The sequence below is a fragment of the Gluconobacter morbifer G707 genome (assembly GCF_000234355.1).
Classification (GTDB): domain Bacteria; phylum Pseudomonadota; class Alphaproteobacteria; order Acetobacterales; family Acetobacteraceae; genus Gluconobacter; species Gluconobacter morbifer.
In genome coordinates, this window is sequence record NZ_AGQV01000007.1 from 14,231 (window position 1) to 39,119 (window position 24,889).

At 61.9% G+C, this 24,889-nt stretch carries 26 protein-coding genes; 16 read left to right on the top strand and 10 right to left on the bottom strand.

Features of this window, described 5'->3' with window-relative positions:
• Window positions 1–11 precede the first annotated feature (11 nt).
• Together lepA and GMO_RS09715 are read left to right on the top strand one after the other, a co-directional pair.
• Window positions 12–1,814 carry a translation elongation factor 4 gene (lepA, locus tag GMO_RS09710; protein WP_008852213.1) on the top strand — a complete coding sequence of 601 codons (1,803 nt, stop codon included), beginning with the start codon at window positions 12–14 and terminating at the stop codon, window positions 1,812–1,814.
• Between the two features lie 10 nt (window positions 1,815–1,824).
• Window positions 1,825–3,234, top strand: coding sequence for a glycosyltransferase family 2 protein (locus GMO_RS09715; protein ID WP_008852214.1), 1,410 nt, complete (start codon window positions 1,825–1,827; stop codon window positions 3,232–3,234).
• Here the strand turns inward: GMO_RS09715 and GMO_RS09720 are convergent.
• Window positions 3,225–3,782: a biliverdin-producing heme oxygenase gene (locus tag GMO_RS09720; RefSeq protein WP_008852215.1), complete on the bottom strand. Its 558-nt coding sequence runs from the start codon at window positions 3,780–3,782 to the stop codon at window positions 3,225–3,227. The two genes, GMO_RS09715 and GMO_RS09720, sit on opposite strands and share 10 nt — an antisense overlap.
• 98 nt (window positions 3,783–3,880) lie before the next feature.
• On the opposite strand from GMO_RS09720, the gene GMO_RS09725 reads away from it, so the two are divergent.
• The 3 genes from GMO_RS09725 (at window position 3,881) to GMO_RS09735 (ending at window position 8,235) form a co-directional block, all read left to right on the top strand.
• Window positions 3,881–6,028, top strand: a complete 2,148-nt coding sequence (locus GMO_RS09725; protein WP_008852216.1) for an AsmA family protein — start codon at window positions 3,881–3,883, stop codon at window positions 6,026–6,028.
• Between the two features lie 71 nt (window positions 6,029–6,099).
• The gene (locus tag GMO_RS09730) at window positions 6,100–7,431 is read left to right on the top strand and encodes an NCS2 family permease (protein ID WP_040509120.1); all 1,332 of its coding nucleotides are present in this window, start codon (window positions 6,100–6,102) and stop codon (window positions 7,429–7,431) included.
• A 42-nt stretch (window positions 7,432–7,473) separates the two neighbouring features.
• Complete coding sequence (locus GMO_RS09735) at window positions 7,474–8,235, top strand: hypothetical protein (RefSeq protein ID WP_008852218.1); 762 nt, start codon at window positions 7,474–7,476, stop codon at window positions 8,233–8,235.
• A 120-nt stretch (window positions 8,236–8,355) separates the two neighbouring features.
• Here GMO_RS09735 and GMO_RS09740 read toward each other — a convergent pair whose 3' ends face one another.
• Genes GMO_RS09740 through GMO_RS14720 form a run of 3 tightly spaced genes read right to left on the bottom strand, consistent with a single transcriptional unit; the run spans window position 8,356 to window position 9,210 of the window.
• The gene (locus GMO_RS09740; protein ID WP_040509081.1) at window positions 8,356–8,835 is read right to left on the bottom strand and encodes a hypothetical protein; all 480 of its coding nucleotides are present in this window, start codon (window positions 8,833–8,835) and stop codon (window positions 8,356–8,358) included.
• A 14-nt stretch (window positions 8,836–8,849) separates the two neighbouring features.
• Window positions 8,850–9,014 carry a hypothetical protein gene (locus tag GMO_RS14715; protein WP_008852220.1) on the bottom strand — a complete coding sequence of 55 codons (165 nt, stop codon included), beginning with the start codon at window positions 9,012–9,014 and terminating at the stop codon, window positions 8,850–8,852.
• A complete protein-coding gene (locus tag GMO_RS14720; protein ID WP_245528474.1) occupies window positions 9,001–9,210 on the bottom strand; it encodes a hypothetical protein in 210 nt (69 codons plus the stop codon). The genes GMO_RS14715 and GMO_RS14720 overlap by 14 nt, the downstream gene beginning before the upstream one ends.
• Window positions 9,211–9,348: 138 nt before the next feature.
• On the opposite strand from GMO_RS14720, the gene GMO_RS09750 reads away from it, so the two are divergent.
• The 8 genes from GMO_RS09750 (at window position 9,349) to GMO_RS09785 (ending at window position 16,717) form a co-directional block, all read left to right on the top strand.
• On the top strand, window positions 9,349–9,603 hold the full coding sequence (locus GMO_RS09750) for a sulfurtransferase TusA family protein (RefSeq protein WP_008852222.1): 255 nt from the start codon (window positions 9,349–9,351) through the stop codon (window positions 9,601–9,603).
• 99 nt (window positions 9,604–9,702) lie between these two features.
• On the top strand, window positions 9,703–9,954 hold the full coding sequence (locus tag GMO_RS09755) for an exodeoxyribonuclease VII small subunit (RefSeq protein WP_008852223.1): 252 nt from the start codon (window positions 9,703–9,705) through the stop codon (window positions 9,952–9,954).
• On the top strand, window positions 9,951–10,856 hold the full coding sequence (locus GMO_RS09760) for a polyprenyl synthetase family protein (RefSeq protein ID WP_008852224.1): 906 nt from the start codon (window positions 9,951–9,953) through the stop codon (window positions 10,854–10,856). The genes GMO_RS09755 and GMO_RS09760 overlap by 4 nt, the downstream gene beginning before the upstream one ends.
• Before the next feature lie 4 nt (window positions 10,857–10,860).
• Window positions 10,861–12,843: a 1-deoxy-D-xylulose-5-phosphate synthase gene (gene dxs / locus GMO_RS09765; protein ID WP_008852225.1), complete on the top strand. Its 1,983-nt coding sequence runs from the start codon at window positions 10,861–10,863 to the stop codon at window positions 12,841–12,843.
• A 3-nt stretch (window positions 12,844–12,846) separates the two neighbouring features.
• Complete coding sequence (locus GMO_RS09770; protein WP_008852226.1) at window positions 12,847–13,602, top strand: TlyA family RNA methyltransferase; 756 nt, start codon at window positions 12,847–12,849, stop codon at window positions 13,600–13,602.
• Window positions 13,603–13,676: 74 nt separating this feature from the next.
• Window positions 13,677–14,888: a 23S rRNA (adenine(2503)-C(2))-methyltransferase RlmN gene (gene rlmN, locus GMO_RS09775; RefSeq protein WP_008852227.1), complete on the top strand. Its 1,212-nt coding sequence runs from the start codon at window positions 13,677–13,679 to the stop codon at window positions 14,886–14,888.
• A 75-nt stretch (window positions 14,889–14,963) separates the two neighbouring features.
• Window positions 14,964–16,196 carry an argininosuccinate synthase gene (locus GMO_RS09780; RefSeq protein WP_008852228.1) on the top strand — a complete coding sequence of 411 codons (1,233 nt, stop codon included), beginning with the start codon at window positions 14,964–14,966 and terminating at the stop codon, window positions 16,194–16,196.
• Between the two features lie 23 nt (window positions 16,197–16,219).
• Entirely contained in the window at window positions 16,220–16,717 is a 498-nt protein-coding gene (locus GMO_RS09785; protein ID WP_008852229.1) for an FKBP-type peptidyl-prolyl cis-trans isomerase, read from the top strand.
• Window positions 16,718–16,748: 31 nt separating this feature from the next.
• Here the strand turns inward: GMO_RS09785 and GMO_RS09790 are convergent, their stop codons facing one another.
• Entirely contained in the window at window positions 16,749–17,291 is a 543-nt protein-coding gene (locus tag GMO_RS09790) for a thymidine kinase (protein ID WP_008852230.1), read from the bottom strand.
• A gap of 96 nt (window positions 17,292–17,387) precedes the next feature.
• Here GMO_RS09790 and GMO_RS09795 point away from each other — a divergent pair, with 96 nt between their 5' ends.
• The 3 genes from GMO_RS09795 to trpS are packed head-to-tail and all read left to right on the top strand — an operon-like array spanning window position 17,388 to window position 19,352.
• Window positions 17,388–17,873 carry a c-type cytochrome gene (locus GMO_RS09795; RefSeq protein WP_040509123.1) on the top strand — a complete coding sequence of 162 codons (486 nt, stop codon included), beginning with the start codon at window positions 17,388–17,390 and terminating at the stop codon, window positions 17,871–17,873.
• Between the two features lie 8 nt (window positions 17,874–17,881).
• The gene (locus GMO_RS09800) at window positions 17,882–18,319 is read left to right on the top strand and encodes a c-type cytochrome (RefSeq protein ID WP_245528475.1); all 438 of its coding nucleotides are present in this window, start codon (window positions 17,882–17,884) and stop codon (window positions 18,317–18,319) included.
• A 43-nt stretch (window positions 18,320–18,362) separates the two neighbouring features.
• Complete coding sequence (gene trpS / locus GMO_RS09805) at window positions 18,363–19,352, top strand: tryptophan--tRNA ligase (RefSeq protein ID WP_040509126.1); 990 nt, start codon at window positions 18,363–18,365, stop codon at window positions 19,350–19,352.
• A 7-nt stretch (window positions 19,353–19,359) separates the two neighbouring features.
• Here trpS and lpxB read toward each other — a convergent pair whose 3' ends face one another.
• The 5 genes from lpxB to rpmI form a co-directional block, all read right to left on the bottom strand.
• Entirely contained in the window at window positions 19,360–20,610 is a 1,251-nt protein-coding gene (lpxB, locus tag GMO_RS09810; protein WP_008852234.1) for a lipid-A-disaccharide synthase, read from the bottom strand.
• Window positions 20,607–23,075, bottom strand: a complete 2,469-nt coding sequence (pheT, locus tag GMO_RS09815; RefSeq protein ID WP_008852235.1) for a phenylalanine--tRNA ligase subunit beta — start codon at window positions 23,073–23,075, stop codon at window positions 20,607–20,609. The genes lpxB and pheT overlap by 4 nt, the downstream gene beginning before the upstream one ends.
• 1 nt (window position 23,076) lies before the next feature.
• Window positions 23,077–24,150 carry a phenylalanine--tRNA ligase subunit alpha gene (gene pheS / locus GMO_RS09820; RefSeq protein WP_040509129.1) on the bottom strand — a complete coding sequence of 358 codons (1,074 nt, stop codon included), beginning with the start codon at window positions 24,148–24,150 and terminating at the stop codon, window positions 23,077–23,079.
• 99 nt (window positions 24,151–24,249) lie between these two features.
• Window positions 24,250–24,606, bottom strand: coding sequence for a 50S ribosomal protein L20 (gene rplT, locus GMO_RS09825; protein ID WP_008852237.1), 357 nt, complete (start codon window positions 24,604–24,606; stop codon window positions 24,250–24,252).
• 14 nt (window positions 24,607–24,620) lie between these two features.
• Window positions 24,621–24,824 (bottom strand): 50S ribosomal protein L35, encoded by a 204-nt coding sequence (gene rpmI, locus GMO_RS09830; protein ID WP_008852238.1) that lies wholly within the window; start codon window positions 24,822–24,824, stop codon window positions 24,621–24,623.
• Window positions 24,825–24,889 lie beyond the last annotated feature (65 nt).

Below are 24,889 nucleotides of genomic sequence, written 5' to 3' on the forward strand. Positions count from 1 at the left end.
ATGTAGCGACCATGACCGACACCCCGCTCTCCCTTATCCGCAATTTCTCGATCATCGCGCATATCGATCACGGCAAATCGACGCTGGCCGATCGCCTGATCCAGGCCTGTGGCGCCCTCACGGAACGTGAGATGAAGGCGCAGGTGCTCGATTCGATGGAACTCGAACAGGAGCGCGGCATCACCATCAAGGCGCAGACCGTCCGCCTGACCTATCCTGCCAAGGACGGGAAGATGTACGTCCTGAACCTGATGGACACGCCGGGCCACGTGGACTTCGCCTATGAAGTCAGCCGCTCGCTGGCAGCCTGTGAAGGTTCGCTTCTGGTCGTTGACGCCTCACAGGGCGTAGAAGCCCAGACGCTCGCGAACGTCTATCAGGCCATTGATGCGAATCACGAGATCGTCCCGGTCCTGAACAAGATCGATCTCCCCGCCGCCGAACCCGAGCGTGTCCGCGCCCAGATCGAGGACGTGGTGGGAATCCCCGCGGATGACGCCGTGGAAATCAGCGCCAAGACCGGCCTGAACATCGAAGGCGTTCTGGAAGCCCTTGTGCAGCGTCTTCCCGCACCAAAGGGCGACCGTGACGCCCCGCTTCAGGCCCTGCTGGTCGATAGCTGGTATGACCCGTATCTGGGTGTCATCATCCTGATCCGCGTCATGAACGGGACCGTCAAACGCGGCGACAAGATCCGCATGATGCAGGCCGGCTCCGTCTATCACGTCGATCAGGTCGGTGTTTTCCTGCCGAAAATGACGAATGTGGATGAACTTGGCCCGGGCGAGATGGGATACATCAACGCCGCCATCAAGACTGTCGCTGACGTCGCGGTCGGAGACACCGTCACGCTGGATCGCCGCCCGGCGGAGAAAGCGCTCGCAGGCTTCAAGCCGTCCATTCCGGTTGTCTGGTGCGGCCTGTTCCCGATCGACGCGGATGATTTCGAGAAACTGCGCGACAGTCTCGGCAAGCTGCGCCTGAACGATGCCTCCTTCCATTTCGAAGCCGAGAGTTCTGCGGCGCTGGGCTTCGGCTTCCGCTGCGGCTTCCTGGGGCTTCTGCATCTGGAAATCATTCAGGAACGTCTCTCGCGTGAGTTCAACCTGGACCTGATCGCCACTGCCCCGTCGGTCGTCTATCACATGACGCTGACCAACGGAGAGAAGCAGGAACTCCACAACCCGGCCGACATGCCGGATCCGGCCGAAATCGCCACGATCGAGGAACCCTGGATCAAGGCCACCATCATGGTGCAGGACGAATATCTCGGCGCCGTCCTGACGCTCTGCTCCGAACGGCGTGGCATTCAGGTGGACCTCACCTATGTCGGCAACCGCGCCATGGCCGTCTATCGCCTGCCGCTGAACGAAGTGGTGTTCGATTTCTACGACCGCCTGAAATCCCTCACCCGCGGCTATGCCTCCTTCGACTATCAAGTGGACGGCTACGAAGAGAGCGACCTTGTGCGCATCTCCATCCTCGTCAATCACGAACCCGTGGACGCCCTTGCTTTCGTGGCGCATCGCAGCGTCGCGGAGACACGCGGCCGCGCCATCTGCGCCAAGCTGAAGGACCTGATCCCCAAGCAGCTTTTCAAAATCGCAATCCAAGCTGCCATCGGTTCGAAGGTCATCGCCCGTGAGACAATCGGCGCCCTGTCCAAGGATGTGACGGCAAAATGCTATGGCGGTGACATTTCCCGTAAACGCAAGCTGCTGGACAAGCAGAAAGAAGGCAAAAAGCGCATGCGGCAGTTCGGCAAGGTCGAAATTCCGCAGAGCGCCTTCCTCGCCGCCCTGAAAATGGACTGACGGTCAGCTTATGCTCAAGACCGCCGCCGTCCTGTTCGTTCATGATGAGGCTGACACGATAGGCTGGTGGCTGGCCCACCACGCCGCTCTCGGCTTTTCCACCCTCGTCGTGTGCGATGACGGATCGACGGATGGCACCACGACCGTCCTGTCAAACGCCTCGTCTTTTTATGACGTCCGGATCAGGCGAGCGGATCCGTCCCTTGCGAACAGGCTGGACCGCCAGACCCGGTTTCAGGAAACCTTCCTGAAATCGGAAGCCGCGGAATTTGACTGGGTCATGTTTCTGGCGGCCGATGAGTACCTGCATCTGGAAAGCGCGCCATCCCTTCCGGATTTTCTGGAGACCGCCACCGCGGATGACATCCGGTTCAACTGGTGCCTGTTCGGTTCCAGCGGCCGTAAAACACCTTCTCCCTTCTCCCCGGTCGAGACCTATACCCGCCACGCCCTGATCAGCATGACGGATCATCGCGTCGTCCGTTCCATCATGCGGCCGCGACAGGCCGACACACCCCGCCCCCTGCCCGATCCGTTCTGCGCCATCGGCCAGAACGCAGACTGGCAATACGGGCGCATCCTGCATTTCGCGGCATCCGATCCGGAGACGTTCAACCGCCGTCAGTCCAGCGCAACCCCACAGGCCGCATGGCGACATTTTGACCGGAATGACGCCGTCTATACTGGAGCGGCGCGCTGGCTGACGGAAACAAAGAACATTGCCGCCTCCATCCAGCAGGCAGGACTGATCGACCTGTACTGGCAACTCAGAGGCGCCGTCGTCCATTCGGACAGGACCATCCTTGAACGGCTCGGTCTCTCCACGCAGGATCTGACCACACCCCCCGCAACCCGGAACCCGGCCCGCTTCCGGTTTTTCCGCCTGAACGGCGCACAGAAACCGGTTCTGGACACCAGCACGGGACAGATCCTGACCATTCCATCCGGCTCGCCCGAGCCTGAACGCTACGTCTCACTCGTCCTCGCCGTCGAAACGACGCAGCAGGGCACAGCTTTTGCCTGCCTGTTCCCGGAAGTGCCGGTTCAGGGGAAATTTTTCGCCCTGCCCGGATCACCCGTCCTGCTTGCCGCCACTCCACTGCGGCTCTCTCCCGGTCATGCCTCTGCGCTCTGCGCCGTGACGGGCTCACGGATAAACCTCGCCCTGTCAGCAGGATCCCTGGAAGAACTCGACGCCACATTCTCGCTCCGTGACCGCCTGACAGCGCTCATGGTGCTGACGGCAGAAGGTCACACCCTGCCAGCCCTGCTGCGTGGCATCGACCGCCTTCCCGCACCGGACGCCACGGCGCTTGGCTGCGCGATCGCGGCTCTGCCCCCTGCGGACGCTGACCGGGTGGCCCGGGCTTTTCCGGGTCTCGTTCCCCTCAGCATACGACCGGCCGCGTCTTACGTCTGATCCCCGGCGGCACTCTCGCGAAACAGTTCGAACGTCTTGACCACGCCTTCCATGGCGGACTGTCGCCCCTGCGGCGATTCCGCCTTCAGCCGCGCCTGAAGTTCCCCCAGAAACGCCGGCCAGCTTCCCTTCTCATGCCCGGCGGACAGATAGGCATGGGGAAGACCAGCCTCCACCTGCCTGCTGAGAACGCGCCCACCCAGCCGCGAACCCTCCAGAACATAAAGCGCACCAAGCGCCGCAGCATCACCCTGCGGGAGCTGAACCGGAAGACTGTCCGGGACAGACAGGCCAAGCTGTTCAAGATCTGCAAGCAGAAGCGGCCCGCGCGGAGACCAGGAAGGCAGCGTGTCATACCTCAGCAGCACATGCTCCACAGCGGGCAGAACCCGCGCATGAGCCTGAAGGAAGCGGCCATATGAGTTCCGCTCTCCAAGATCGAACCGCCCGAAAGCCTGATCAACGTCCTCATGGATGCGCCGGCTGACTGTCCGCAGCTCTGAAAGCGGATCATCCTGATGGGCCGAAATCCCAGCCGCCAAATTCATTTTCGTCTGTCCTCATGAAGCAAAGGCGAAACCGCCTCTTTTGCCATTCGTAAAGATATACACTTTTGCGGCCCGAACATGGTCCGTCATATTGTATCATGAAGGAACTGTCTGTGAGCGATACTCCGTCCCATCCTGCCGCAGCCCGGCCAGCGCGACCCTCACACCCGGTCCTGAAAACCATCGGGGGACTGGCTGGTGCACTGGTCGCCGCGATTATCGTGCTGATCTTGATCTGGCAATGGGACTGGTTCGTACCGTACATCAACCGTCACGCCTCGGCCGCCCTTCACCGGCCGGTCAGCATCACCCACCTTCATGTGCATCCCGGCTTCAAAACCACCGTCACGGTGGATGACCTGAAGGTTGGACAGCCGGATGACTTCAAGACCGAAAAAGCCGACTTCGCCTCCGCCCACGCCATCACCGTCACGGTCGATGTCTGGCGTTACATCATGGGGCGCGGCCTCGCCGTCCCGTTCATTCATCTCGATACGCCACAAGGCGACATCGTCTCGCTGCTCAACGGGCGCAACAACTATACCTTCACGTCCCAGGACACATCGAAAACGTCCTCTTCATCCTCGACGCCCATCCCCGAACTCGGACAGATCCACATCAATGACGGAGACATCCGCGTCGCCCTCGCGCGCCTGAAGACAGACATGCACGTCCTGATCCACACCACCCCCGGTGAAAACGGGAAGGAAGGAACGCTGGTGGTGGATCTCAGGGGACGGTACGCACAGGCCCCCATCAAGGGTCACATCGTAGGCGGCGCGCTCCTGACCCTGACGGACCGCACCCATTCCTACCCGATCGATGGCCGCCTCGAGAACGGCCCCACCTACGCCACCCTGCGCGGCACCGTCGACGATCCGCTGCATTTCCAGGGAACGAACCTGAGCCTGCACTTCGCCGGCCCGGACATGGCTCTGCTCTACGGGCTCACCGGCGTGCCAATCCCTCATACGCCCGCCTATAACATTACGGGAAACCTGGCTTATTCAGCCCGCGCCATCCGCTTCCAGAACTTTGAAGGCCGGATGGGAACGTCCGATATCGGCGGCGACATCAATGTCGATCCCCATCAGAAACCAATCTTCGTGGAAGCCACCCTGCACTCACGCTCCGTCAACCTAGAAGACCTCGGCGGCTTCATCGGCGCCCGTACGGGAGAAGCGAAAAAGACCGCCCCTCCCAGCCGCAGCGTCCTGCCAGACCAGAAAATCAACGTTCCCAAACTCAATGCCGTCAATGCGCATGTCACGTATCATGGCGACCATATCCGTAACAAAGACTGGCCCCTGGACAACATCGATACCGAATTCTTCGTTCAGGACGGCGCCATTGACCTGAAGCACCTCACCTTCGCAACAGGCACGGGCCACATTTCCGTCGCCGCGAAGCTGCAGCCCACGGAAAAAGACCTGTTCCGGACCAATTTCCGTCTGGACGTCTCGCGCCTCCCCCTGTCCCGCATCATGACATCGTCATCCACATTCAAGGGCGATGGCACCATCGGCGGTCACGCCACGCTGATCTCGACAGGAAATTCCGTGGCGTCCTTCGTCGCGAACGGCAATGGCGGGATCACGCTGGTGCTTGACCGTGGTGGAGACGTTTCCGCCCTGCTTCCGGATATTCTGGGGCTGAAGCTTGGATCGGCCATCCTCTCCGCACTGGGTATTCCCGACCGCTCGAAGCTGGAATGCCTCGTGACGGACATGCCCCTGCGCGATGGCATCCTGCACACCAACTCCCTCCTCCTCCAGACAGGAACAAGCCGCACAACCGGAACAGGAACCGTCAATTTCCACAAGGATACGCTGGACTACGCCATCACGACCCGTTCCGTCGGGCCGCAGATCCTGTCCCTGCCCGGCGCCGTCCATATTTTTGGTGACCTGAACGGTCCCACCATCCTGCCTGGTGCGGAAATCGCCGGCCGTCTGGCCGCTTCCATCGGACTGGGCGTGCTGTTCCCGCCCGCCGCCCTGATCCCGACCATCCAGCTGGGCGTCGGCGAAGGATCCGCCTGTGAGAAGGCCGTCCGGGAGGCCAATACGCAGCCCGCAGCGGGAATCGCTCCGGGCCGTACAACTGGCAGCGGTGCGAGCAGCGTTCCCCATCCGGAAACCGGCAAAAACCGGAAAGCAGCGACCCGCAATTCTCCGCAGAGCCGCAGGGACATTCACCGCGCCTGGGAGAAGAAACTGAACCCGAAACAAAAAGCAGCGCATTAAGCCCATGGCGGGAGAGGCATTTTTGACTATAGCTGCCTGAAGATGTCCTTTCCCGCCGGAGTAGCCGCTTGCTGCAGTCCAGACTTGACCGCTGGTTCCAGATCTCTGCCCGCGGTTCCACGATCCCCCGTGAAATCATTGCAGGCCTGACTGTTTTCGGGGCAATGGCCTACATCGTGGCGGTCAACCCAGCCATACTGTCCTCCGCCGGCCTCGACCGCCATGACATGGTGATGACCACCATCGCCGGCGCCGTGGCCGGAACGCTGCTGATGGCGCTCTGGGCCAAACTGCCGATCGCACTTGCCCCGGCCATGAGCAGCAACGTCCTGTTTGCGCAGGTTGTCGTCCAGCAGGCCCATGTCAGTCCCCGGACCGCATTCACCGTCGTCCTGTTCAGCGGCCTGTGCTTCACAGCCCTGTCCCTGAGCCAGATCCGCCAGCGCATCATCCGCGGCTTTCCCCCCTCCATCGTGCTCGGCATCCAGATCGCCCTTGGCGCCTTCATCGCACGCATCGGCCTGACGACCGGCGGCCTGGCCGTCCCATCAGCGGAAGGCCTCTCCTTCGGCGCGCTCAGCAGTCCATCCGTCCTCCTCAGCATGGCCGGCATCCTGCTCTGTGGCGTTCTGGTGGTCCTGCGCGTGCCGGCCGGCCTCCTGCTCGCCATTCTTATCATCTCGATCGCCGGCCTTTTCATCCCGGAAGATCACGGCCCCATCACGCATCTTCCCACCCACCTGATGGACTGGCCCCACTACCCGACGACCCTCTTCCTGCCTTTTGATTTCCATGAATATTTTTCCCATCTCGGCCTCCTCGTTCCCATCACGCTCTATTTCCTGCTGAGTGACTTCTTCGACGCCACCGCAACCATGATGAGTGTCGCCCATCGGGCCGGACTGGATGGAACAGCCGAAAAACCGGCCCTGGATCACCGCGCCTTCGGCTCTGATGGCGCCGCCAGCATCATCGGCGCCTCCCTGGGCACCTGTACCGTTTCCGCCTACGTGGAAAGTCTCGCCGGCGTCGAAGCGGGCGGACGCACAGGCCTGAGCGCACTGGTCGTCGCGGTCCTGTTCGCCGTATCTTCCGTTTTCTGGCCCCTGATCACCGCCATTCCCGCAATCGCCACCGCCCCTGTCCTGGTCCTGGTCGGACTGAACATGCTCGGAAGCCTGAGCCGGGTCGCCGAGACACCCGCCGACGCCATGCCTCCCCTGACCATGCTCCTGATCGCCGGCGTGACGGGCAATTTCATGCTGAGCCTGTCCTGCGGACTTCTGCTTTACACTGGACTGGCCATCGCCCTGCGGGATTTCCAGCGCCTGACCCCGATTGTCCTCGGACTGGACGCCGCCTTCGTATTCTACATGGTCCTTCAGGCCCATATGGGCGCCTGATATTAGGATTTTCTTCATTTTTATGGGGCACCTTCAGGCCCCATGACGTCCAGTCCGCATCTTTTCATCGCCACCCCCTGCTTCGGGGGAACCGTCACCGTGAACTACATGCAGTCCCTTCTGGCCTGCATGGGCGGAGCCCCTCTCCATGACCTGCACCTGACCCTATCCACCATCGGGAACGACGCCCTGGTCACCCGGGCCCGCAACACCCTGCTCCATCAGTTCATGAGCGCCACGGATGCCAGCCACCTCCTGTTCGTGGACAGTGACATCAGCTTCACTCTGCATGACATCCTTGCTCTCCTTGAGGCTGACAAACCCCTGATCGGCGGGGCCTACCCCCTCAAATCCCATTACTGGGACAGCGAGACCGACCATTTCCTGCGCAATGGCGAATCCCCGGCCACGGCCAGCCTTCGTTATGTCGGTGACTGCGCCGCTCTCCGGGAAAATCCGGCCCTCATGGCGCAGGTCAGTTATATCGGAACGGGCTTCATGCTGATGACCCGCGACATGGTTCGCCAGATGATCGCGGCCTACCCCGAAACCCGTTACAGCCGCATTGACGCCCTTCAGACAGGAACCATCCCCGACACGTCAGACGCCTACGCCCTGTTTGACAGCATGATCGACCCGCAGACCCGGACCTACCTCTCGGAAGATTTCGCCTTCTGCCGTCGCTGGACACAGATCGGCGGCGAGGTCTGGCTCCATCGCGGACTGAACCTCACCCATACCGGCGCCACGGATTTCAGGGGGAACATGCAGGCGCGTTTCCGGCCTGCAATGACATTTCCGTAAAAATCACGAAAACCCGCTTTTCTTTGAAACAGGCCACTATTCCGTCATAAAGACCTGTCTTAACCTGAAACTGCGGTATCGGGAGCGTGATGCATAACATTCCCCGGTACCGCTCCCCCTTCATGCAAGAACAGCCTGCTGGAAAAACGGAATATTACTTTCCGCATCAGCCGCACCGGCAGCCGTATTGTAATAAAGCTTGTGGTAATGGCTCAACGCCCCTGCATCCCGTATGGAGGGCAGCGGCGCTCCAACCCGATAGAACCGGATTCTCGCCATGCCACAGGCATAACGCAGGTTGGTCATCATCTGCACACTGTGCGGCAGGTCATGCGCCATCATGCCTTCCAGTATGCTGCCAAAGGGCCTGCCCACCGGATAGCGGAGAAAATTCTCCCAGCAGTCGTCATGGGTCGCCGGTTCCATCTGCCATAATCCAAGCGCCGGGCCACCCCCCAGCTGCTGCACATACCGCCCCCGGCTCTCAGCCAGCGCCGTCCCTGTCAGCAGATTGGCCGCCGCTTCTCCCCCAAGGCCCAGCGCCGCCAGCGCCGGCTCCACCACCAGATGCTTGAGCTGCCCGACATCCAGTCCCGTCATGACCGCCCCGCTCCTCATCGCGCACCAAGGGACAGCACGACATGCACCATGCCCGTTCCCAGAATGGAGGCCGCAAGCGTGATCAACCCGGTAATGACGGCCCGTCCCCCGATCAGCCTGTCCAGCTTGCCATTCACTATCCGGTTGCCGTCATCAACCTTGCTTTCAAGGTTCTTCATCTGATCCCGCAGGGAACAGGATCTCATGCCGCATCTCCGTCCGAAGCGTCTCGTAACGGTCCGACAACCCACCTGCGACCGTCTCGAGCCGCAGAACACGATCTTCCAGCATCCTGAGCGTATAGGCCCTGTTCTCATGCTGCTGCTTTTCATGCTGCCGCCCTGAAACGTCCATCCGGTCCTCAACTTCCCCCATGCCTTCCCCCAAACAGAAAAAGCGCCCTCGAAGGAGCGCTTTTCATGGCATTGAGCCACAAATATAAGAAAAACTCCCCTTTCTGGCAAGTCCGTTCCTCTCTTGGCGCGATGCGGGGAGAAGCGCATACTGCACCCCATGACTGAGACCCCATCGGAGACCCTGCTCGATCTGCGCGGACTGGCCTGCCCCCTGCCAGTCCTGAAGGCAAACCGCGCCCTGCGTGACCTTCCTGCAGGAGCGCGCCTGCGAATCCTCGCGACCGACCGTGCCTCCGTCGCGGATTTCCAGTCCTACTGCCGCGAAACCGGCCATGCGCTCATCGCCTTCACGGATGCCGCCGGCGTTCTGTCTTTCCTGATCCGCAGGCGTGCAGAAACGACACCGTCCTGAAGAAACTCAGTCGTTCCCGCGCTCAGGGCTGGCAAAACACGTCTTCAGCCTGTAATCCCCTCGCTACCTGAGTTCCAAAGCGTGTTTTGAGGCTTTATCATGCCTGATCCCATTGATGCCATGTCCTTCGAGGATGCCCTCTCCGAGCTGGAGCGGATCGTCCGTGGCCTTGAAGGCGGTCAGATGAAGCTGGAAGACGCGATTTCCGCCTATGAACGCGGTGCGGCCCTGCGCCGTCACTGCGATGCAAAGCTGGGAGAGGCAGAAATGCGTGTGCGGGCCATTGTCCAGAATGACGACGGCAGCACAGGCACCGAACCTCTCACCGATACCGGAGAGACCGGCCGATGAGCGCCACGACCACGTCCACCTCCCTCAAGGAGGCGCTTTCCCGCGCCTGCATCGACATCGAAAGCACCATCGACATCCTTCTGCCGATGGTGACGGGTGACGATGCGATCCTGCTGGAAGCCATGCGTTACGCCGCCCTCGGCGGCGGCAAGAGACTGCGCGGATTCCTGACAGTCGAGGTGGCCGCCCTGTTCGGCGCGAACCGCAGCGCCGCCCTGCGTGTCGCCGCTTCCGTCGAAATGCTGCACGCCTATTCGCTCGTTCATGACGACCTTCCGTCCATGGATGACGATGATCTCCGCCGCGGGCGGCCGTCCACGCACCGCCAGTTCGATGAAGCCATCGCCATCCTCGCGGGTGATGCGCTCCAGACACGCGCTTTCGAGATCCTCGTCGAACCGGCCACCAGCCACGACGCGGCCATCCGCGCGGATCTGGCCCTGGCCCTGGCCCGCGCCTCCGGTTCCGCCGGCATGGTCGGCGGTCAGGTCATCGACATCCGCGGCGAAGGCCGTGCCCTGCCGCTTGAGGAAGTGCGCCACCTGCACGCCATGAAGACAGGCGCCCTGATCCGCTATGCCGCGGAAGCGGGCGCCATCCTCGCAGGCGTGAACGATGACCGCCGCGCAGCCATCGTGGCCTATGGCCGCGATCTCGGAACGGCTTTCCAGGTTGCGGATGACGTTCTGGATTCCACCGCAACCGCCGAGGAACTCGGCAAGACCGCCGGCAAAGACGAAGCCAGCGGCAAATCGACCTATGTCTCCCTGCTTGGCATTGACGGTGCCCATGCTGAGGCTCGCCGCCTGAGCGATCAGGCCCGGGAGGCTCTTTCATCCTTCGGTGCACAGGCCGACGCCCTCCGGGCACTTGCGGACTATGTCGTCGAGCGCAGGAACTGATCCCATGAGCAAACCGACTTCCACGATTCCCACCTATGGCCGCTATCCGGAACTGGACCGCGTCCGTCTTCCGTCCGACATGCGGAACCTGTCCGTTGACCAGCTCAAGCAGCTGGCCGAGGAGCTGCGCTCCGAAACGGTGGACGCCGTCTCCACGACAGGCGGCCATCTCGGCGCGTCCCTCGGCGTGGTCGAACTGACCGTCGCCCTTCATGCCGTCTTCAACACTCCCGATGACCGGATCATCTGGGATGTCGGGCATCAGGCCTATCCGCACAAGATCCTGACCGGCCGCCGCGACCGCATCCGCACCCTGCGTCAGCCAAACGGCCTGTCCGGCTTCACCCGCCGCGTGGAGAGCGAATACGATCCGTTCGGCGCAGCCCACTCCTCCACCTCCATTTCCGCCGGCCTCGGCATGGCGGTGGCGCATCACCTGCGCGCCGAGGAAGACCCGAGCTATCACGAGCGCAACGTAATCGCCGTCATCGGCGATGGTTCCATTTCCGCAGGCATGGCCTATGAGGCCATGAACAACGCGGCCGTTGCCGGTCCGGGCGCGAACCGCCTGATCGTGGTCCTCAATGACAACGAAATGTCGATCGCACCTCCGGTCGGCTCGATGTCGGACTACCTGTCCCGCCTGATGTCCTCGCGTCAGTTCTTCAGCCTTCGTGATCTGGCCGGAAAGGTCGCCAAGCGTCTACCAGGCAAGATCGAGCGCACCGCCAAGCGCGCCGAGGAATACGCCCGCGGCATGATCACGGGCGGCACGCTGTTCGAGGAACTCGGCTTCTATTATGTCGGTCCGGTCAACGGCCACGACATGAGCCAGCTCGTCCCCATCCTGCGCAACCTGCGCGATGCCGACGATCAGGGACCGATCCTGCTGCACGTCATCACCGAGAAAGGCCGCGGCTACAAACCGGCCGAAGCAGCGGGCGACAAATACCACGCCGTCAGCAAGTTCAATGTCGTGACCGGCGAGCAGAAAAAGGCCCCTGCCGGCCCGCCGAGCTATACATCCGTTTTCAGCCGTGAACTCATGCGCCGCGCCGAAACCGATGACAAGCTGATCACCATCACCGCCGCCATGCCCTCCGGCACCGGCCTCGGCGCTTTCGCCAAGGCCCATCCGGACCGTTTCTTCGATGTCGGCATTGCGGAACAGCACGCCGTCACATTCGCGGCGGGTATCGCCTCCGAAGGGCTGCGTCCGTTCTGCGCGATCTATTCCACCTTCCTCCAGCGCGCATATGACCAGGTCGTTCATGACGTCGCGCTCCAGAACCTTCCGGTCCGCTTCGCCATCGACCGCGCCGGGCTCGTCGGTGCCGATGGTGCAACCCATGCAGGATCGTTCGACCTGAACTACCTGTGCTGCCTGCCGAACATGGTGGTCATGGCGCCGTCCGATGAAGTCGAGCTTCTGCACGCCACCGCCACGGCCTGTGAACATGACTCCGGCCCGATCGCCTTCCGTTATCCGCGCGGCAGCGGCATCGGTCTCGACCTGCCGGAAAAGGGTGAAGTCCTCGAAATCGGCAAGGGCCGGATCGTGCGTGAAGCCCGCCAGGCGCCTGGCGAACGTGGCGGCGTCGCCATCCTTTCGCTTGGCCCGCGTCTGCACGAATCCCTGAAGGCTGCGGACCAGCTTGCTGCGCAGGGCATCCCCGTCACCGTAGCGGACGCGCGTTTCGCCAAGCCGATCGATCACAAGCTGGTCGATGACCTCGCCAGAAAGCATGAAGTTTTCATCACGCTGGAAGAAGGCGCCGCTGGCGGTTTCAGCAGCCAGGTCGTCAGTCACCTTGCCAAGAACGGTCTGCTCGATACGGTCAAGTTCCGCCCCATGGCCTTCCCTGACCGGTACATCGACCACAACACGCAGGACGCCCAGTATGACGAGGCCGGACTGACCGCTCCGCACATCGTTCATACGGCCGCCAGCGCACTGGGCGTCAAGGTCGCCCAGCAATCCGCCTGATCCATGGCGAAACGCCGCGCCGACCAGCTCCTCGTTGACCGGGGACTGGTCGAAAGCCGCACGAAGGCCCAGTCCCTCATCATGGCGGGCCTTGCCTATACGGGTGATCGCCGGATCGCGAAGGCGGGAGACCAGCTCCCCGAGGACGCGCCTCTGTCCCTCAAGGGGCAGGAGCATCCCTGGGTGTCCCGGGGCGGTCTCAAGCTGATCCATGCCCTTGAACATTTCGGGCTGGACCCGAAAGGCCGCGTCGCACTGGATGTCGGGGCTTCGACAGGCGGCTTCACGGACGTCCTGCTGACCCACGGCGCCAGCAGGGTCTACGCCGTGGATGTCGGTCACGGACAGCTCGCATGGAAGATTCGCTCCGATGACCGGGTAGTCGTCATGGAAAAGACAAATGCCCGCCATCTGACCTCTGATGACATTCCCGAGCTGGTCGGCATCGTGGTCTGTGACGCCAGCTTCATCGGCCTGCGCACCGTCCTGCCCGCGGCCCTCAGTCTGACCACGCCCGATGCCTGGGCCGTTGCACTCATCAAACCGCAGTTCGAAGCAGGACGGGCGGAAATCGGCGCCAAGGGCGTCGTGCGCGATCCCTCCGTACATGCCCGCGTCTGTGAGGAAATCCGTGAATGGTTTGCCGCCTTTCCCGGATGGGATGTCATCGGCATTGAAGCCAGCCCGATCACCGGCCCCGAAGGCAATCGTGAATTCCTGATCGCCGCACGGCGCAACGGCGGCCCCGAAGCCGGATAATCCGCTTTCGCCGGACCCTGACGGCGCTTTTCCCTTGGAACTGCGCGCCCCGTCCGTGCTATGGGTCCGCCGCCATGACCGCCCTCACCCATCCCGACATCCGCCCGCGCATCAATTCCCTGGCTTCCGACGAGCTCAACCAGCTCGAACGAGACCGCATCCATGCGAAATCCGCCCTCTTCGCCCCTCCCGAAGCGCGGCTGGAAGATGGACGGCGTGACCTTGTGGGGCTGAACCGCGAAGAGCTCGCGGCCCTCATGACGGAAATCGGCGAAAAGCCCTTCCGTGCCAAGCAGCTCTGGCACTGGATCTATCACCAGGGTGCGACCGATTTTTCAAAGATGAGCACCATTGCCAAACCTATGCAGGCAAAGCTGGCCGAGCATTTCATCGTCGGGCGCCCCACCACCTCCACGCAACAGACCTCCGTGGACGAAACCCGGAAATTCCTTTTCCGCTTCCGTGACGGGCAGGAAGCCGAGACCGTTTATATTCCCGACCGCCGGGAAGACCGGGGCGCCGTATGCATTTCCTCGCAAGTCGGTTGCACCCTGTCCTGCACGTTCTGCCATACCGGAACGCAGAAACTCGTCCGCAATCTCGGCCCCGCCGAGATCGTAGGACAGTTCATGGCGGCACGTGACAGTTATGGTGAATGGCCCAGCCCGACCGGAGATACGCCCCGCCTGCTCTCCACCATCGTCCTGATGGGCATGGGTGAGCCACTTTACAATTACGAGAATGTCGCTAAGGCCATGAAGATCGTCATGGATGGCGACGGCATCGCCCTCTCCCGCCGCCGCATCACCCTGTCCACCTCCGGCGTCGTCCCGATGATGGACCGCTGCGGAGACGAACTCGGTGTCAATCTGGCCATTTCCCTCCATGCCGTCACGAACGAACTGCGCGACCAGATCGTCCCGCTGAACCGCAAATACCCGATCGAGGAGCTGATGGCGGCCTGCAAACGCTACCCCGCCGCATCCAACTCCCGCCGCATCACCTTCGAATACATCATGCTCCGGGGCATCAATGACAGCGAAGCCGATGCAAGGGAACTGGTGCGCCTGATCCGGGATCTGCCCGCAAAGGTGAACCTCATTCCCTTCAATCCGTGGCCGGGTTCGGATTTCCGCCCCTCCACGAAGGAACAGCTCAACAAATTCGCCAACATTGTCATGGATGCAGGCTTCTCCTCCCCCATCCGCACCCCCCGTGGCCGGGATATTCTCGCGGCCTGCGGACAGCTCAAGACAGAAAGCGAACGCCAGCGGAAAAGCGGCTGAATCCGCAAGGTTTCCGAACCACGCGCAGGATGCTAGAAACGCAGGCCTAACGAACACCACAAGGACCACGCAGTTATGAGCGCCCATCAGGACGTCAAGAAAGTCGTTCTCGCCTATTCCGGCGGGCTGGATACCTCGGTTATTCTCCGCTGGCTCCAGAAGACCTATAACTGTGAGGTTGTCACCTTTACCGCCGACCTCGGACAGGGCGAGGAACTGGAACCGGCCCGCAAAAAGGCCGAAATGTTCGGCGTGAAGGAAATCTTCGTCGAGGATCTGCGCGAGACCTTCGTGAAGGACTTCGTGTTCCCGATGTTCCGCGCCAACACGCTCTATGAAGGCCAGTATCTCCTGGGCACCTCCATTGCGCGCCCGCTGATCTCCCAGCGCCAGATCGAAATCGCAGAGGCCGTCGGCGCTGACGCCGTGGCCCACGGCGCTACCGGCAAGGGCAACGATCAGGTCCGCTTCGAACTGAGCTATTACGCCCTGAAGCCGGATGTGAAGGTCATCGCGCCCTGGCGTGAATGGGACCTGACGTCCCGGTCGAAGCTGCTGGCCTTCGCCGAGGAAAACCAGATCCCCGTTACGAAGGACAAGCGCGGCGAAGCCCCCTTCTCCGTGGATGCCAACCTCCTGCACTCGTCTTCCGAAGGCAAGATGCTCGAAGATCCCGCCATCCCGCCGGAAGAGATGGTGTTCCAGCGCACGATCGCGCCTGAAGACGCTCCCGACAAGGCAACCGAGATCAGCATCGATTTCGTGGAAGGGGACCCGGTCGCCATCAATGGCGTGGCAATGAGCCCCGCCACCCTTCTGACGCGCCTGAACGAACTGGGACGCGAAAACGGCATCGGCCGTCTGGACATCGTGGAAAACCGCTTCGTCGGCATGAAGTCCCGCGGCATTTACGAAACGCCGGGTGGCACCATCCTCCTTGCCGCCCACCGCGCCATGGAAAGCATCACGCTCGACCGTGAAGCAGCCCACCTCAAGGACAGCATCATGCCGCGCTACGCGGAGCTGATCTATAACGGCTTCTGGTTCTCGCCGGAACGCCGGATGCTTCAGGCCCTGATCGACACCAGCCAGCATTCCGTGACTGGCCGTGTGCGCATGAAGCTTTATAAGGGAAATGTCGTCTGCGTCGGCCGTGAAAGCCCAAACAGCCTGTATGATGCCCGTGTCGTGACTTTCGAGGACGACGAAGGTGCCTATAATCAGCAGGATGCCCAGGGTTTCATCAAGCTGAACGCCCTGCGCCTACGCCTTGGTAGCCAGATCGGCCGCCGTGGCGGTGCGCTCTGATCCAGAAGACCTGCCGGGGGACCATGACCAGTCTGATTCGCCTTACCTCTGCTCTTGCCCTGTGCGGTGCATTCCTCCTTTCGGGATGCGCCGGCCACCATCACGAAGATGATTCCGACCTGACGCCTGAACAGTTCATGGCCAAGGTCAAGGCGGAGCCGGGGGTCAAGACCCTTCCTGACGGCCTGTCCTACAAGGTCCTGAAATCAGGCCCGAAGGACGGGGACAGCCCACACCGCGGCTCGACCATCATGGTGATCTATGAAGGACGCCTCCCGGATGGCGGCATCTTCGACAGCTCCGACCAGCACGGCAGCGGCGCCTACATGGAAATGCCGCTCGATGGCCTGGTCGATGGCTGGCTCGAAGCCCTGCCCATGATGCATGTGGGTGACGAATGGATGCTCTACCTGCCGCCGAAACTCGGCTACGGCAAGCGCTCCATGGGCATCATCCCGCCGAACAGCCCGCTGATCTTCAAGATCCAGCTGCTCGGCGTCAACAACGGCGGCGGCCAGTAAAAGGCCCCCGCACCCTGCCGGAAGGACGCTCCTATGATCCTTCCGGCAGGCTCCAGTGTGCATCGCAGCGCGCCTCGTAAAGTTCTCCGTCACCTGTTTCCAGAAGACGTCCCGTCTCGTGGATCTTGGCCGTCCACCGCGCGGGCTGACCACAGACATGACAGCGCGCAGAAAGCGTGATCACTTCATCCGCCCGCGCCATCAGCCGCGCCGTGACATGAAACGGCTGCTGGCGGTAATCCGTATCAAGCCCACCAACAGTGATGTCCGCACCGCGCGCCCGTGCCTCCAGCAACTGCGCAACGATATCGCCGTCATAATGGGGCGCGATCATGAACTGCGCCTCATCCAGAACAATATGCTGCGCCAGATCCGCTTCCGCTGGCCAAGACCAGACCGACCGTGCCGCCAGATGGGACCCGTCACGACTGACGAGCTCCGCTCCATCCCGGGTGTCGAATCCCGGTTTCAGCGCCAGAACGTCCCTGCAGCCACGCGCCGCCGCGATCAGATGTGAGGATTTTCCTGCGAACATCGGCCCCACATAAAGGATAAGGCGTCCTGTGGCGGTCATGTCGTCTCCTTTGCACTTACCGTCATCAGCCCTATCGCAGCGCTTTTGCCAACCCCGCTCTTGCTGAATGCGGACCGAAAATGCGACAAAAGCAGCGTGATCAGAATAGACCCCGCAATCCGGCTTCCACTCTTCCTCGCGATCTTCATGGTGATCGTGTTCGTGATCGGACATGCGTGGGAAAACCGGGAGCGTGCCGCCCGGGAATATTCCAATGAATGCAGCATCTGCCATCACGGCGGCCACGGACAGGTTTCCGAAGTTGCGCCCATCTTCGGGCGTGTCGGCCCCATCGCCCTGACGCCTGAAGGACATCATTACATCATCGACGTGCTGCTCAACGGACTCGACGGTCCCATCACCGCGAACGGTGCCCGATACGACAGTTCCATGCCGTCCTTCCACAGACTGCCGAACGACGAAATCGCCCGTATCCTAACCTTCGTCGCCCGTCAGGAAATGACAGCCGGCGGCCCTGTCTTCACCGCCAGTGAAATAGCACAGGCGCGCAAACACCCCCTCTCTCCTCACGAAGTCCTTCAGGAGCGGCAGAGGCTGGAACATCAGATTTCCATTCCATGAAACGGGTCATGCTTCCCGCGTTTCTGGCGCTTTCCTGCTGCGGCCCCAAACCGGCAGGCAAGGTCGTCTATGGTCCCCATTGCGGAATCTGCCACCATGGCGGCGGTGGAATGCCGGGCGAAATCCCCCCTCTTGTAGGACGCCTCGACCTGATTGCCAGCACACCGGAAGGGCGGCATTACCTCGTGGACGTCATCCTTGACGGACTGCGCGGCCCTTTCGTGACCCAGGGGTACAGATACGATTTCTCAATGCCCCCGTTCCGCAGACTTCTTGACGACCAGCAGGTCGCCGATGTCCTGAACTGGCTGATCGAACGTGGAGACTCCCGTCCCGCCCCCAGAATCACGCCCCAGGAGGTCGCACGCGCCAGAGCGCAACCCGGCCACCCGGCCGCCACCTACCACGAACGCCAGATCCTCGATGGGAAGTATCCGCTTCCCTGACCGACCGCTTTCTTTTGCCACACACAAGTCGAAGACAGACATCATGCAGCGTGTATTTTCCGGCATCCAGCCGACCGGTATCCCCCATCTTGGCAACTATCTCGGCGCCATCCGCAACTGGGTCACGCTCCAGGCGGATCATGACTGCGTGTTCTGTCTGGTGGACCTGCATTCCATCACCATGCCCTGGACCCCTGCGACACTGCGTGAGCAGACCCTCGGCTCGGCAGCCTGCCTTCTGGCCGCAGGCATCGAACCGACGCGGCTTTACAACCAGTCCGCCCTCAGCGCCCACGCCCGCCTGGGATGGATCTTCAACTGCGTCGCCCGTCTGGGATGGCTCAACCGCATGACCCAGTTCAAGGACAAGGCCGGCAAGAACCGGGAGAACCACTCGGCAGGCCTCTACGTCTATCCGAACCTCATGGCCGCGGACATTCTCGCCTTCCACGCGACCCGCGTTCCCGTCGGAGATGACCAGCGCCAGCATATCGAACTGGCCAATGACATCGCCCAGAAATTCAACCACGACATGGGCGTGGACTTCTTTCCGGAAATCGAGGCCTTCATCCCCCCGGCCGCCGCACGGGTCATGAGCCTGCGTGACGGCAGCAAAAAGATGTCCAAATCCGATCCGTCCGATCAGAGCCGCATCGTGCTGACGGACACCGCAGACGAAATCGCCCTGAAAATCCGTCGCGCCAAAACGGATTCAGAGCCGCTGCCCAGCGAATGGGCCGGTCTCTCCGAGCGCCCGGAAGCGCGTAACCTCGTCTCGATCTACGCAGCCATGGCGGACGAAACGCCGGAAACCGTTCTCTCCAGATTCGGCGGTCAGGGCTTCGGCCCCTTCAAGACGGCGCTGGCAGACCTTCTGGTCACGAAACTTGCGCCCGTCGCCACGGAAACCAACCGCCTGCTCCAGGACGAAGCTCACCTGCTCTCCGTCCTGCGCGCCGGCGCAGACCGCGCCAACAGCATTTCCGAACCCATCGTGCAGGAAGCCGAACGGCTGGTCGGCTTCCTGCGCTAGGGCAGGATCAGATCTTTCTGGGCGACCGGGAAACCGGCTCGTTCAGAAGGTCCAGGATTTCCTCCGCAGCGGCATCGGACGGTGTTCCATTGTCCGGCGCCAACCTGTGCAGCACGTCGTCAAACGCCATGCGCTGCTTCTCCACCGCCACCGGATCGCTCAGAAGCCGCGACACGACTGCCGCAAGTTTCTGGGGCGTGCAGTTTTCCTGCAGCAGCTCCGGAACAACCTCCCGGCCCGCCAGCAGATTGACCATCGCCACATAGGGAACCTTGATGAGACGCCGCGCAATCGTCGCCGTCACCGGGTTGACCCTGTAGGTCACGGCCATGGGAACACCCCCCATCGCCAGTTCAAGCGTCGATGTCCCTGACTTGGTCAGCGCAGCCTGCGCCGCCGCAAAGGCATCATGCTTGTCGTGAATGTCCGTCACGATATGCGGCTGGATCGGCCATTTCCGGATCATGTTGCGGATCGTGGGCGCAATGACCGGAGCGATGGGAATAACCGGCGAAATATTCGGATAATCCTTGCGCAGGATATCCAGCATCCGGCGGAAAATCGGCAGCAGCCTCGGCGCTTCGGAACGGCGGCTCCCCGGCATCAGGATCAGGACCGGAGCATCCGCAGGAATGTTGTGACGCTTGCGGAAACGCTCGGCATTGCCATGCCGCACACCCGACTGAAGAACCGGATGCCCCACGAACCGCCCTTCCAGTCCGCGCTCTGCGAACCATTCAGGCTCGAACGGAAGCAGACACAGCAGCCGGTCCCAGAGCCCGGGAAATTCCTTGACCCGGTTTTCCTTCCAGGCCCAGACCTGCGGCGCAACGTAATGGACACGCTTGATCCCGGAACGCTCGATCTTCTGGAGAAGACGCAGGGCAAAACCCGGACTGTCGATCGTGACGACCAAGTCGGGCTTGCGCAGTTCGATGTCCTGAACCGCCTCCAGCAGCCTCTGGGACAGCTTGCGCACACGCGGCAGGACTTCCACCAGCCCCATGACCGCCAGATCGCTCATCGGAAACAGGCTGTGCAGCCCAAGCGCCTCCATGCGCCCGCCACCCACTCCGGCAAACACCAGCGAAGGGTCACGCGCATGAAGCGCCTGCATCAGCCGGGCACCAATCACATCCCCGCTGGCCTCACCCGCCAGAATCCAGATCACGCGCCCATATCGGGGCATGGCTCCCGCTTTCGCAGGAACCTTTCCAACATCCTGACCGCCCGATCCGGCTTCCGACAGAGAATTCATCGACGCAACTCGGCTCCTGTTGCCTTGAGAACCGCAGCTTCCACCGATTTGGAAACGGCTTCAAGCTGCGCATCCGTCAAACTCTCCGTCTGCGGCTGGAGAATGACCTCGATCCCGAGAGAACGATACCCTTCCGGCAGGCTCTTGCCCTCGAAAACATCAAAGAGCCGGACATCCTGCACAAGGTTGCGGTCAGCCATCCTGGCAGCCTTCAGAACGGCCTGCGCCTCCACGTCCGGGCCCGCCAGAAACGCGAAATCCCGGCGGACCGGCTGAAGCGCGGACAACACGGGAGGCGCCTTCCGTTTGGCCTTCGGCATCGGAATCCGATCCAGATACAGTTCGAACGCCACAACCGTTCCGGTCAGCCCGAGCGCCCGCGTGACACGCGGATGCAACTCGCCAAAACTGCCCAAAACAAGCTTCGGTCCCTGCCGCATCTGCCCGGACCGCCCCGGATGATAGAAACCCGGTGCGTCAGCGGTGACGGAAACAGACGCCTCGGGCACACCCAGAGCCATAAGCGCTGCAGTCAGATCCGCCTTGGCATCCCACAGGGTCATCTCCCGGGCGGCAACATGGGGCTCACGGGCAGTCTGCCCGCCCCGCAACCCGGCCAGCCGCAGATGCTGCCCTGTTTCATCGAAACACGGTCCAACCTCGAACAACGCGCCCTCACCATAGACGCCGAGCCCACGCGCCATGTTCCGCCCAAGCGCGCGCGCCAGATTGATCAGAGGCGTAGGCCGCAGCTGGTCCAGATCCGTGGCGATCGGATTGAGAAGACGCTGCGTTTCAGGCACCTCACCAAACAGGACCGCATCCTCATGCGCCATGAAGGAGAAGCTCACGGTCTCCATCATGCCACGGACCGCACAGACACGCCGCAGAAGCGCGGCACGCGCCTGCCGGGGCGTCACGGCCGGAGCCGCAATGACGGTCGTCTGCGGCAGCGCTACAGGCTCCACATGATCAAGGCCATAGATGCGCAGAACCTCTTCAAGAAGGTCACACTCCGCTTCCATCTCCTTGACACGGGCTGCAGCGCGCTCTGCCATGGCGTCTTCAAGGGTCGCAGCCTGCGCAAGAACCTGCCCGGACGCCACATCGTTCCGCCAGGACGGCACCAGGAATGTCGCCCGATCCTCGGTCTGCTCCGTCACCTCGAAGCCCAGATGCTCCAGCGTCCGGACAGCCTCCTCGGCAGGAATATCCACACCCCCGAGCGTCTCCAGCCTTTCAAAGCGCAGGGTCGCCGTCCGCTTCCAGTCAGGGAGCGCGCCGGCTTCGGTGATTTCGCTGGCCTCACCACCACACAGATCACGGATCATGACCGTCGCAGCTTCAAGACCGCTCAGAACCAGCGCAGGGTCAATGCCCCGCTCGAAACGCTGACGGGCATCCGTGTGAATTCCAAGACGGCGTCCCGTCAGGGCAATCTGAACCGCATCAAAGAGAGCGGATTCCACAAAAACATCCGTCGTCTGCTCGTCAACGCCACTCGCTTCCCCGCCGATCAGCCCGGCCAAGGACTGCACACCCGCTGCATCCACGATCACCATGTCATCGGTGCCGAGGACATAATCCTTGCCATCCAGCGCCCGCATGCTCTCCCGGGCCGCATGGGTCACCGTCAGGACTGGCCCTTTTAATTTCGTAACATCAAAGACATGCAGCGGACGCCCAAGATCGTATGTGAAGTAGTTCGTGACATCGACCAGAGCCGAAATCGGCTTGACGCCCACGGCCTGCAGGCGCCGCTGCAACCAGTCCGGGCTGGGACCATTCTTCACCCCGCGAATGACGCGCCCGACAATATAGGGACAGGCCGGGTGTTCCGTCTTCCAGCTGATCGGGGAAGGAAAATTCCCCTCAACCGCTTCCGTCAGCCAGGGCTTGAGATGGCCGATCCCGGCTGCGGACAGGTCGCGTGCAATGCCACGAATGGCAAGGGCGTCACCCCGGTTGGGCGTAATAGCAATCTCGACAACCGGATCATCCAGTTTGGCATAGGTCGCATACGCTTCCCCGATCGGCGTGGTCTCGGGCAGTTCAGCAATGCCACTGCTCTCTTCACCAAGCCCCAGTTCCTTCAGGGAACAGAGCATCCCGCCGCTTTCCTGCCCGCGGATCTTGCCCTTTTTGATGGTGATGTCGAGGCCCGGAATATACGTCCCCGGCGGCGCGAAAATCACATGCAGCCCGACCCGCGCATTGGGCGCACCGCACACAACCTGCACATCCTCGAAACCGCCTCCCGCCGCCACGCGGCAGACCTGAAGGCGATCGGCATCCGGATGACGATGAGCTTCGAGAATTTTGGCGGTCCGGAACCCTTTCAGTCGGTCGGCCGGATTATCCACGCCTTCAACTTCAAGCCCGATCCCGTTCAGCCGATTGCAGATTTCTTCAAGAGAAGCTGTAAAATCAATATGTTCGCGCAGCCAGGAGAGAGAGAACTTCATGTCACACGCCCTCCGTCAGCGTGGCGGGAGAAAAAGCTGAGAACCCGTAATGGCGCAGCCACCGCAGGTCACTTTCATAAAAAGACCGCAGATCGGGAATGCCGTTTTTCAGCATGGCCAGACGTTCAATCCCCATCCCGAACGCAAAACCCTGCCACTCGGACGGATCAAGCCCGCAATTGGCCAGAACGCGCGGATGCACCATGCCGGACCCCAGAACCTCCAGCCAGTCCGATCCGCCCCCGATCTCGCCGCTCGCCTTCGACCAGCCGATATCCACTTCCATGGAAGGCTCGGTAAACGGAAAGTATGACGCCCGGAACCGGACAGGCAGGTTCGGCTTGTCGAAGAAAACCCGCAGGAACTCGATCAGACAGCCCTTGAGATGCCCGAGAGTAATGTTGCGGTCCACAACCAGCCCCTCGCACTGATGAAACATGGGGGAATGGGTCGCATCATGATCCGCGCGATAGGTCCGCCCCGGCGCAATGATCCGCAGCGGCGGCTCCTGCGTCAGCATGGTCCGGATCTGCACACCGGACGTCTGGGTCCGCAGCACGCGCGGCTCACCACCGTCCCCGCCCTTTGCAGGCAGATAGAACGTGTCATGCTCGGTCCGCGCAGGATGATGGTCCGGTGTGTTGAGAGCGGAGAAATTGTGCCACTGGCTCTCGATGTCCGGCCCTTCAGCCACAGCAAAACCCATCGCCCCGAAAATGGCCGTCATTTCCTCGATGGTCCGGCTGATGGGATGGATCGCGCCCGTGACCGGCAGAGGCGCCGGCATCGTCACGTCAACACGCTCGGATGTCAGACGGGCCTGAAGCGCCTCTTCTTCCAGCTCACGGCCCCGCGCCTCGATGGCAACGGTCAGCTCATCCCGCAGACGGTTCAGGGCCTGTCCGCGCTCCCTGCGCTCCTGCGGGTCCAACTTGCCAAGCTGCTTCAGAAGTCCCGTCAGCGCACCGGACTTGCCAAGCGTTCCGACCCGAACCGAATCCCACGCTCCCTGATCAGTCGCCGCAGCCAGCGCAGTCAGCGTGTCATTCTTCAAAGTCTCGAGATCGTCAGCCATACCGCCCATCCCTTGCAGCACAAAACAAAACGGGCCGCCCTGATAACAGGACGGCCCGCCAAAGTCACCAGACCCCCAAAAGGGTCAGGCCGGAAAACCTCAGCCCAGAGCGGCCTGGGCCTTCTTCACGATCTCACCGAAAGCGGCGGCATCGTCATAGGCGATGGCAGCAAGAACCTTACGGTCGATCTCGATGCCGGCCTTGTCCAGACCATTGATGAACTTGCTGTACGTCAGACCATGCTCACGGACGGCAGCGTTGATGCGCTGGATCCACAGGGCGCGGAAATCACGCTTCTTGTTGCGACGGTCACGATACGCATAGCGCAGCGCCTTCTCGACGCGCTCCAGAGCGATACGGTAGTTTGTAGAGGAACGGCCGCGATAACCCTTGGCGAGCTCGAGAACCTTCTTGTGACGGGCGTGCGACGTTACGCCCCGCTTGACACGTGCCATGTTGCCTTATCTCCTTACGACAGCCCGTAGGGCGCCCACTGCTTGACGGTTTTCGCGTCCATTTCCGTCATGGTCTGCGGACCACGGTTGGTGCGCTTCATCTTCTGCGGACGGTTGATAAGGCCATGGCGCTTGTTGCCAGGACCGCACATCACCTTGCCGGTCGCGGTGATCTTGAACCGCTTCTTGACCGACGACTTGGTCTTCATCTTGGGCATTTCGGTCTCCCTCGCCGTAAACGATTGGCCACACCGGAGTGCGGCACTACACGGCCGGGCATGCC